Source organism: Ligilactobacillus saerimneri DSM 16049 (genome assembly GCF_000423265.1).
GTDB lineage: Bacteria > Bacillota > Bacilli > Lactobacillales > Lactobacillaceae > Ligilactobacillus > Ligilactobacillus saerimneri.
Window position 1 is genome coordinate 1 of record NZ_AUHQ01000042.1, and the last position, 8,182, is coordinate 8,182.

At 38.3% G+C, this 8,182-nt stretch carries 13 protein-coding genes; 10 read left to right on the plus strand and 3 right to left on the minus strand.

What is annotated here, in order from left to right; all coding sequences use genetic code 11:
• Positions 1–73 precede the first annotated feature (73 nt).
• Both G541_RS0107955 and G541_RS10040 read right to left on the minus strand, forming a co-directional pair.
• Positions 74–1,159 (minus strand): site-specific integrase, encoded by a 1,086-nt coding sequence (locus tag G541_RS0107955; RefSeq protein ID WP_027827091.1) that lies wholly within the window; start codon positions 1,157–1,159, stop codon positions 74–76.
• 106 nt (positions 1,160–1,265) lie between these two features.
• Positions 1,266–1,910, minus strand: a complete 645-nt coding sequence (locus tag G541_RS10040; RefSeq protein ID WP_051174616.1) for a helix-turn-helix domain-containing protein — start codon at positions 1,908–1,910, stop codon at positions 1,266–1,268.
• A gap of 183 nt (positions 1,911–2,093) precedes the next feature.
• On the opposite strand from G541_RS10040, the gene G541_RS0107965 reads away from it, so the two are divergent.
• From G541_RS0107965 to G541_RS0108010, 10 genes are all read left to right on the plus strand, one after another.
• Entirely contained in the window at positions 2,094–2,273 is a 180-nt protein-coding gene (locus G541_RS0107965; protein ID WP_035163241.1) for a MerR family transcriptional regulator, read from the plus strand.
• Between the two features lie 6 nt (positions 2,274–2,279).
• Positions 2,280–2,438, plus strand: a complete 159-nt coding sequence (locus tag G541_RS10430) for a hypothetical protein (protein ID WP_155824562.1) — start codon at positions 2,280–2,282, stop codon at positions 2,436–2,438.
• A 1-nt stretch (position 2,439) separates the two neighbouring features.
• Complete coding sequence (locus G541_RS09740; RefSeq protein ID WP_035163243.1) at positions 2,440–2,718, plus strand: helix-turn-helix domain-containing protein; 279 nt, start codon at positions 2,440–2,442, stop codon at positions 2,716–2,718.
• Between the two features lie 46 nt (positions 2,719–2,764).
• Complete coding sequence (locus tag G541_RS0107980; RefSeq protein WP_027827093.1) at positions 2,765–2,980, plus strand: hypothetical protein; 216 nt, start codon at positions 2,765–2,767, stop codon at positions 2,978–2,980.
• A gap of 6 nt (positions 2,981–2,986) precedes the next feature.
• Positions 2,987–3,340 carry a hypothetical protein gene (locus G541_RS0107985; RefSeq protein ID WP_027827094.1) on the plus strand — a complete coding sequence of 118 codons (354 nt, stop codon included), beginning with the start codon at positions 2,987–2,989 and terminating at the stop codon, positions 3,338–3,340.
• The gene (locus G541_RS10435; protein WP_155824564.1) at positions 3,333–3,488 is read left to right on the plus strand and encodes a hypothetical protein; all 156 of its coding nucleotides are present in this window, start codon (positions 3,333–3,335) and stop codon (positions 3,486–3,488) included. Before G541_RS0107985 ends, G541_RS10435 begins: the two co-directional genes overlap by 8 nt.
• A complete protein-coding gene (locus G541_RS0107995) occupies positions 3,481–3,666 on the plus strand; it encodes a hypothetical protein (protein WP_027827095.1) in 186 nt (61 codons plus the stop codon). The genes G541_RS10435 and G541_RS0107995 overlap by 8 nt, the downstream gene beginning before the upstream one ends.
• Positions 3,667–3,679: 13 nt before the next feature.
• Positions 3,680–4,582 (plus strand): phage NrS-1 polymerase family protein, encoded by a 903-nt coding sequence (locus G541_RS0108000; protein WP_027827096.1) that lies wholly within the window; start codon positions 3,680–3,682, stop codon positions 4,580–4,582.
• Positions 4,583–4,679: 97 nt separating this feature from the next.
• Complete coding sequence (locus G541_RS09745) at positions 4,680–6,089, plus strand: virulence-associated E family protein (RefSeq protein WP_051174619.1); 1,410 nt, start codon at positions 4,680–4,682, stop codon at positions 6,087–6,089.
• A gap of 351 nt (positions 6,090–6,440) precedes the next feature.
• On the plus strand, positions 6,441–6,710 hold the full coding sequence (locus G541_RS0108010; protein WP_027827097.1) for a hypothetical protein: 270 nt from the start codon (positions 6,441–6,443) through the stop codon (positions 6,708–6,710).
• A gap of 366 nt (positions 6,711–7,076) precedes the next feature.
• Here G541_RS0108010 and G541_RS0108015 read toward each other — a convergent pair whose 3' ends face one another.
• Entirely contained in the window at positions 7,077–7,466 is a 390-nt protein-coding gene (locus tag G541_RS0108015) for an ArpU family phage packaging/lysis transcriptional regulator (RefSeq protein ID WP_027827098.1), read from the minus strand.
• Between the last annotated feature and the right edge of the window lie 716 nt (positions 7,467–8,182).

The window sequence follows — 8,182 nt, forward strand, 5'->3', positions numbered from 1 at the left end:
ATTTTATGAAAAAATATTCAATACCTTATATATTAACGTTTATAGCCCTTTTTGTCGCCACTTTGTCGCCAAATTATAGGGCTTTTAGTTTTTCAATAATTAGATTATCATTTTTAGCCTTGTATTCGTCAACTAGATAACTGTATATGTCTAATGTAGTTGTTACGTTGCTATGTCCTAGACGCTTACTAATTGCGTATATATCAACGCCTTGACCAATTAAGTATGCAACGTGAACATGTCGCAGGCTATGGAATGAAAAATCTTTTTTACTAATACCGGCATCATCCAATATGCTACCAATTAACCGGTTTAACTTTCTACCATTAGGAATAACACCCAATACATTTTGAAATACCCTTACTGAATGATTAGCCCTTAAATCAGCCAGGGCATCCAATAGCGCCCGGTTAACTGGTATCGTTCGCACACTGGAAGCATTCTTTGTCGGGTTATTTTTCTTTCTGAGATCATCCCATGATTTAGTAATTGATATAGTACCGTGTAGGAAGTCAATATCATTCCATGTTAGGCCTTGTATCTCAGATTTGCGCATCCCGGTATAAATAGCAGTTAAGACCATATAAGGCGCCGTTGATACCCCGTCAAGGCGATTTAATACGGCATCCTTGAACTTTATCAGTTCGCTAGTGGTCAAGTATTCAGGATGACGCCCACGTTGTTTATTTTCTACTAATTGAACTCTTTTAGTAAAGTCCTTAACAATAATATCATCATCAATGGCATAACTCACACACGCCCTAATATGTCGGTTAACTTGTTTAACGCTACCTAACGCATGATTAAGACTATACCAATTAATGAATTGCTGGTAGTCGGTACGTGTTATCTCAGCCAGTTTTTTATCATCGAAATACTTACTAATTGCAATAAAACTACTCTCATACGTTCCCCGGGTGTTATCACTTAAATTAGCCCGCTTGTATGTTTCATACCACCGTTTAAAGTAGTCAACTAGTGATATATCTTTCAGCTTGGCATCCCCTGCTTGTAACTGTTTTTCCAATTCATCAGCTTTAGCCAGAGCATCCCGTTTTAGCTTAAATTTACCAGCGGATTTATACCGCCGTTTGCCGTTGCTATCCTTATAGCTAGCATATCCATAATAGCCGTTTTTTGCTTTTCTAACATAACTCATATATCGTCAGTCCTTTTCTTGTTCCCGCTTGCCTATGTGAACTTTCAAGGATGATTTGAGGTATGTATTAGCTAAGATTTGCTAAGTTTATTGTTCGCCTGGATGGCTATCTAAATAATCTAAATTCGTTATTTTTATACTGGAATACTTTGGAAAAATTAAACTTATCATTATCAAGAAACTCAAATTCAAGGGCTACTAATGTCCCGTTGTCAATTTTCCCACCGAATACATTATCACTTAACTCTTTAAAAATATTTTCTACTATTTCTCTTTTTATCTGTTGAGGGAACTTATCAAAAACATAGGCAAAGTTTTCACGCCCACTATTAATTTCATCGGAAAGATAGATGAAATAATCACAATTCTCATTCTTTGAGTAATTAGCTAGTGTAGTTATATCATCATCTTTCATATATTGACGAAACTTTTTATCATATAAAGCGCCCATAAAAGTAAAACTTTTTATCCTATCACCACTTTGTAAAATCACTATCAAATTAAATTCATTTTTCTCTTTGGTATCCTTCTCAAATTTTATGTCAACAATATACGGAGCATATACAAAAAAATCGGCCGGTGTAACGCCTAAGTAATTACATAGTTTGTCTACCGTTTCAAACTGTACCCCTTTACTAGTATTCTCAGACAATGACATAAGCGTATTTTTTGAAATTCCAGTCGCATTGTACAAATCAACTATTTTTAATCCCCGCTCAGCCATTAGAACAGATAAATTACTTTTTAACATTTTAAAACAGTCCTTTTTTTATAAAAATCATACCATAGCGCACACAAATAATCACTAACAATGAAAAATATATCACTATATTGACAAATATATAATTTAACTATATTCTGATATTGTTATCTTACTAGTGATATATATTTCACTATATAGACAATAATTTCAATAAAGAGCGAGGCGTTAACTATGGAACTTTTAAATTTACGAGAAGTAAGGGACTTGCTGGGGTTTAAATCTTATAAACCAGTTCGCAAACTAATTGAACTTGGTTTACCAGTAATCCATTTAGGAAAGGGGCGCTATGTAGCCAAGGATGACCTAGACGAGTTTTTAAAGGCGCACACGGTAGTTAAACAGAAAGGATGATAACGCATGACATACAAGGAATTTTTAAGGGTGGAATTTGACAAGCTAGGAATTGACCACGAAAAAGGACTAGAAAAATTGATTTATCTTATCAAGCAAGACCACCCGGACGAGCTGGAACTTATCAGCAGACTAACGGCTATTAAACAGACTGGGGGTTTTTAGGATGGATACCACAGTACAAATTAAGTTGCCGGATGAACTAGCGGGCGCAGTGATTGACCTAGCCAGGGAAGCATTGCAAACAGCGCTTGATGAAGAACGCCAACAGCAACGCATCCCACCTTATATGAAAGCTGGGGAAGCAAGCGAATATCTAGGTATATCCCGTAGTAAGTTTTATAGCTGGGTCAATACCCACGGCATCCCAACAGTAGAGATTGACGGCGTAAAGAGATACAGCAAAGACACATTAGACGCATTTATGAAACAACACGAACACTAAAATAACCCCGCTTGCCTATGTGAGGTTTAAAGGATGGTATAGAAAAATGGATAAAGAAAAAATAGCGGATGACTTGCAAACTCATTCATCAAGTTTGACAGCAATTAATGAAACACTGAGACAAACCACCGTTTTATTAAAAAAAGCAGATGACCAACAACGGAATTATTTTTTGAACTGGGTATTGCCTAAGGCGCTTGATACTATCGGAATTATTGCCAACCGGTTAGATGAAATTAGCGCAGATTTAAAGGAAGGATGATTAAACGTGATTTTTGATATTGATAAGATAAAAAATTCAATCCTAGTTAACCGACTTTATGAAGCGGTCAAGGATGAACCAGGCGCAACGAAAAATGAAGTTATTAGCTATTTACTCAGTAATGGGTTAATTGATGGCCAAGGCAACATAACGGAAAAAGCACTTGAACAAACAGCTCTTTTAAAATCTAAGATGGTCAAGGGTGCTTACCAGATAGCGCTTGAACAAGGCGTAAAAACTACCCTTTTAGAGATTGCCAGCATCCTAATTAGTAAGGGCGTAATTACTGAGGATGGCCAGCCAACTAAAAAGGCTTTTGATCTGGGACTTATTGACGAGGAGGAGTTACACCATGATTAAGGCTAGCTATATTGAAACAGTGCTATTAATGCTGGGTGTGTTTTTCTTGAACTTTGCTAACTACCGAACAGCCAGCGCCCTATTTTTAGCACTGATTGCATTGCTCATTACTCACTTACTTTATAAGGGGGAAAAACAGCATGACTAAAAGACCAGTTCCCACCGTTAACTGGGTACTCTATCAGATTGAAAGCCTAGGACAAGACCCACGGCAAGCATTGCCGAGGATGATTAAACAGGCAAAAAAAGAAGCGCCTAATAGCATGGCTTTAGCCGTGCTAAAAGACGCATATAAAACAACAACAAATAAATTATATCACATTTAAGGGGGACTATTTTATGACGATACCAGCGGAGATGATGGAAGCCAAACGATGGATTTTATACCGGCTGGATGGCAACGGCCACAAGGCGCAAAAACTACCCTACTCAGTCGCTAGCATTCTAAAAAATCGGAATCATCCCGAACCAGTAAACCCGCTTGATAGTAACGGATGGGCTAGTTATACAACCGTGTATGACTTATTAAAAAAGACTAGATACCCCGAAAAATGGGGACTAGGGTTTGTCCTAGGCGATGGTTATTGTTGCCTGGATATTGACGAGATACCGGGAAAAATCAGCACAGACAATCCCGAGATTGACCGAGCAATGTATTTTACTAATCAGACTTACACGGAAGTAAGTCAATCAGGAACAGGCATTCATTGCTTTTTTAAAGTTGATGATGAAATACCGCCACATAGTACTAAAAATGGTAGGTACGAACTATACAGCAAAGAACGCTTTATTGCGGTTACTGGAAACAAGCTAGCAGGCGACCAATTAGCATACTTAACGAGTGATGAATTCAGCGAACTAATCGGGGTTTATAGCTTTTACCCTAAGCAACGGCCACGGCATCCCACACACGGGGTAAAGGATGAACCGGCCTTAATCAGTGATGAACAAGTGCTAAAAGATATGTTTGGAAGTGCTAACGGGTCAATAGCTTATAACCTTTTTAAGCATGGCAACCACCCACAGCATCCCGAATACTCACATAGTGAACTTGATTTATCATTGTGTAACTTTTTAGCGTTTTACAGCTATAAAAATCATAACCAGATTGATAGACTTTTCAGACAATCGGCACTGTATCGTGATAAATGGGATGAATTACGAGGGGCGCAAACTTACGGAGATATGACCATACAAGCGGGCATTCTCTCAGCTAACGACCGCCCCAAACCTAGCAACTAGGTATAACTTGGTACACACACGTTGATTATTGAGTAGAAAAAGACAGCTTACTAACTATCTACAAATAAAATGAGGTGTAAAGGATGGATAAATAACCATGGATAAAGAACTAAAAGACAAGTTATATAAACGTGAGTTAGATAATAAGACTATCAAGGAAAAAATTTTACTGACGAATAAAGACCAGTTAACGCCGGATAAATCTTCAATTACTAATATTAAATACATTCTAGCGGGTAGCAAATATACGCCCTACCGTTTCCAGAAAAACGAGTTTAACAACAGCATTCTAGTATCTAATGACTATGGCAACAATTACGAATATTTAACTAATGATGATATAGACCGGATAAGAGCCGAAATTGAGACCTACTGGAAGTATTCGCCAAATAAAAATGTAGTAGGAAGCGGAGTTAATCTAACTGCTATGATGAACTCTATTAACCCGGTTAAAGACCGGATAGAATCGGTTATTAAATGGGACGGCATCCCACGAGTGGAAACATTTTTCATCGACTATCTGGGGGTTAAGGATGAACCATACAGCCGGCAAGTAACAAAAAATTGGTTTAAAGGACTGATAGCCCGTGTATATCATCCCGGCGTTAAGTTTGAGGTAGTACCTATTCTAATGGGCGCTCAAGGTATAGGTAAATCAACCCTGGTTAGTTTACTACTACCGGAATACTTTACTGACCAGGTCAACAGCCTTGACGCATCCAAAAAAGACGAGTTGCTAAAAATCGGGCGTGTAGCAATCGTTGAATTAGCCGAGTTAAACGGGCTTAATACGGTAGCTAATCAAGGCGCTTTAAAGGCTATGATTTCAGCCAAAGATGACTTATACCGGCCACCATATGGGGCAGTGTTGGAATCAATACCACGCCACACCGTATTTATTGGAACTACTAATGATAATCAATTTTTAGTAGATCAGACCGGTAACCGCCGTTATTTCCCTTTGCAATGCAACAAGAACAACGCTACTAAAAAGATACCAGCGCCAGATGATTATAAGAACCGTGACATTTTACAGGTACTAGCGGAAGCCCGAGAACTGTATTTCACTAATAAAGATTTAAAGCTACCGGATGAAATTGTAAAAATAGCAATGGAACGGCAACAATCAGCAATGATTATTGACCCGGACATTGAACGCATCAAGGACTATGCAAACATGCAAGTACCGGATGGATGGGAGAAGTCGTTCACTATGCAAGACAGAAAAAGCTACTTCAACCATTACCAGAACACCGGGCATTATAGCTACTTTCAGGACAAGGGAGAATTTCAATATGACCCCGAGCAATTACACCAGATACAAGCCGTTGCTACTATGGAAGTTCTTTACACTGTATTCGATATCAAGAACACCCGAACCAGTCGGGGCAATACTTATAGTAAAAAGATCAGTCTTGCATTAGGGGACAACCTGGGCGAATGGGTAAGTAGTACTAATGTAAATGTCTTGGGCAAAAACAAACGGGGTTATAAACGAGCCAAATAATACATGTCAATACACCTAAAATACATGCACGTGTATTGTGGTCAATCCCTTATGTATCAAGGGGTTAGGGGGTATAGAATACACGTATACACCAAATTCCAATAAAAACATTTTTTTATTTCTATATATGTATATATGTTTGTTTGCGTTTTACGTGTATTACATGTATTTTATAGCGGTCAATCCTTACAGACTCAAGGGGTTAAGGGGCATACATGTCACGTGTATTATACGTGTATTATGGTGTATTATTACGTATTATTTCAGCTAACTAAAAGTAAGCAGGATGATTAACCACCCGTGTATGAATTAATTCTCACACACGGGGGTAATTAGAAAGGATGATATAGGATGAAAGTATTTAAGATGGTTGATAATAAGGATAATCGGTATCTGATCACAGCAGACAGTATCACTGATTTAACTAAGTATGTTGATGAAACTAAGGCAAGTGATGGATGGGTAGCTGGTTGTATTGGTCAAGTCAAGTATGAGGATAACGAACCGCAATTAATCGGATACACAACCATGGTTAAAGCTAAGAATATTAGACGCATTGACAATATCAAGGAACAACAGTTCACTATTGATATAAAAAAAGCATTCGATGAAGAATGCTAGTGTTATGTGATACAATGTAATTGTAATAAGATAACGCACTAATGCATGGGGGTTACCCCTTACCAAGTCCTAGTCTTACCAGCTAGGGCTTATTTTTTTATCTCACTTGATATATATATATTAGGATGATTACGAACCATGATTTTAATTCTTTCATAGCTGGTCAAACTGATTGACCGGCTTATTTTTTTGCATCCCCCGCCCTAAAAGTAAAACCGTAGGAGCGCACACAGTCCACTCTTTGCGTTGCGGGCTTACTTTTTAAAAGTTGGATGATGGGGGGCTAGGTTAGGCAGCGTAACCACTTACCAAGTGAGGACGAACAACCCAAACCCGCCTAATATGAGGAATAGACAGCCCACGGAATCACCCCCAAACAATCAAACCATACAGCATACCAAACTCTAATAATGCTTGATTTATCAGCTTGTAAGTACCCCGCTCACTGTATCCAATACGGCAAGCAATATCTACCACCCGAACGCCGTTTATATATTTAAGTTCGATCAACTTTGCATTATCGGGGCGCATTTTTTCCAGAGCATCCCGAACGGCATCAACCACAGCCACGGCATCCAGACCTTTTACTTGCTTTTTTTCCATGGTATCAATCATCCCACCACTCACAGCAACGCCCGAGGGCATCCCGGATGGCATATTATACCTAGACAAGGCCAGCGCCTTAAATTGTTGAAAGTCGTTAGCTAGGAATTGCCGAGCCTTTTTTATAGTCGCCTTTTCATCAATTGGAATCATGCAAGCACCCCCAAATACCTATATTATACAGTATCAAGGGCTATTTTTAGGACTGATAGCGCGCGAAAAAATGTGCAGTGACGGCGTGAAGTACGGAAGCGCCAGGGGGTAGGGTAATACCCCCGTGTATGAGATAAAGAACGCCAAATATTGAAAAACGGCTTTAATAGCATAGCCTAATTAGCATTTAAATCAATTCTATGTATAATCATATTCAACACTATTAAACACCGTTAAGCACCCGCTATTTGCCTTATAATTCATAGGGCTATAATTGGTACTCATTACATGGTACAATATAGGTGTTATCGTTATTTAATAGGAACCTTTACACCGCACCAGTTTAACCGCTGGTGTTTTCAGTTTTTGCGGGTACTAAAAAACAGGATACCGGATGAACTGGGAAGCGTAAAATGTGATAAAATAAACATATAACTCATATATCTTTTCTTTTGCGCCCGGGTATCCATTTACCGGGCGTTTTTTTGTTGTCAGATCATCCCACGGCATCCAGACAATAAAAAAAACCGCCCTTAAATAGGCGGTGCTTAAAGGCTCATATAGACAAGCGGAATTATATTTTTTGTCGCGAGTTTGTCGCAGACTTTTATAAAAATACTGTTTTTCTATTAAATCACTATTTTAAAAACGTTGATATAACGGACTTTATACAGTGATAAACACTGATAAAATAGCCGTATGATTTTATGAAAAAA

What these genes read in the sequence shown, in the direction of transcription:
- G541_RS0107955 (WP_027827091.1), bottom strand. Translation starts at nt 1,159, where the DNA reads ATGAGTTATGTTAGAAAAGCAAAAAACGGCTATTATGGATATGCTAGC.
- G541_RS10040 (WP_051174616.1), bottom strand. Translation starts at nt 1,910, where the DNA reads ATGTTAAAAAGTAATTTATCTGTTCTAATGGCTGAGCGGGGATTAAAA.
- G541_RS0107965 (WP_035163241.1), top strand. Translation starts at nt 2,094, where the DNA reads ATGGAACTTTTAAATTTACGAGAAGTAAGGGACTTGCTGGGGTTTAAA.
- G541_RS10430 (WP_155824562.1), top strand. Translation starts at nt 2,280, where the DNA reads ATGACATACAAGGAATTTTTAAGGGTGGAATTTGACAAGCTAGGAATT.
- G541_RS09740 (WP_035163243.1), top strand. Translation starts at nt 2,440, where the DNA reads ATGGATACCACAGTACAAATTAAGTTGCCGGATGAACTAGCGGGCGCA.
- G541_RS0107980 (WP_027827093.1), top strand. Translation starts at nt 2,765, where the DNA reads ATGGATAAAGAAAAAATAGCGGATGACTTGCAAACTCATTCATCAAGT.
- G541_RS10435 (WP_155824564.1), top strand. Translation starts at nt 3,333, where the DNA reads ATGATTAAGGCTAGCTATATTGAAACAGTGCTATTAATGCTGGGTGTG.
- G541_RS0107995 (WP_027827095.1), top strand. Translation starts at nt 3,481, where the DNA reads ATGACTAAAAGACCAGTTCCCACCGTTAACTGGGTACTCTATCAGATT.
- G541_RS0108000 (WP_027827096.1), top strand. Translation starts at nt 3,680, where the DNA reads ATGACGATACCAGCGGAGATGATGGAAGCCAAACGATGGATTTTATAC.
- G541_RS09745 (WP_051174619.1), top strand. Translation starts at nt 4,680, where the DNA reads ATGGATAAAGAACTAAAAGACAAGTTATATAAACGTGAGTTAGATAAT.
- G541_RS0108010 (WP_027827097.1), top strand. Translation starts at nt 6,441, where the DNA reads ATGAAAGTATTTAAGATGGTTGATAATAAGGATAATCGGTATCTGATC.
- G541_RS0108015 (WP_027827098.1), bottom strand. Translation starts at nt 7,466, where the DNA reads ATGATTCCAATTGATGAAAAGGCGACTATAAAAAAGGCTCGGCAATTC.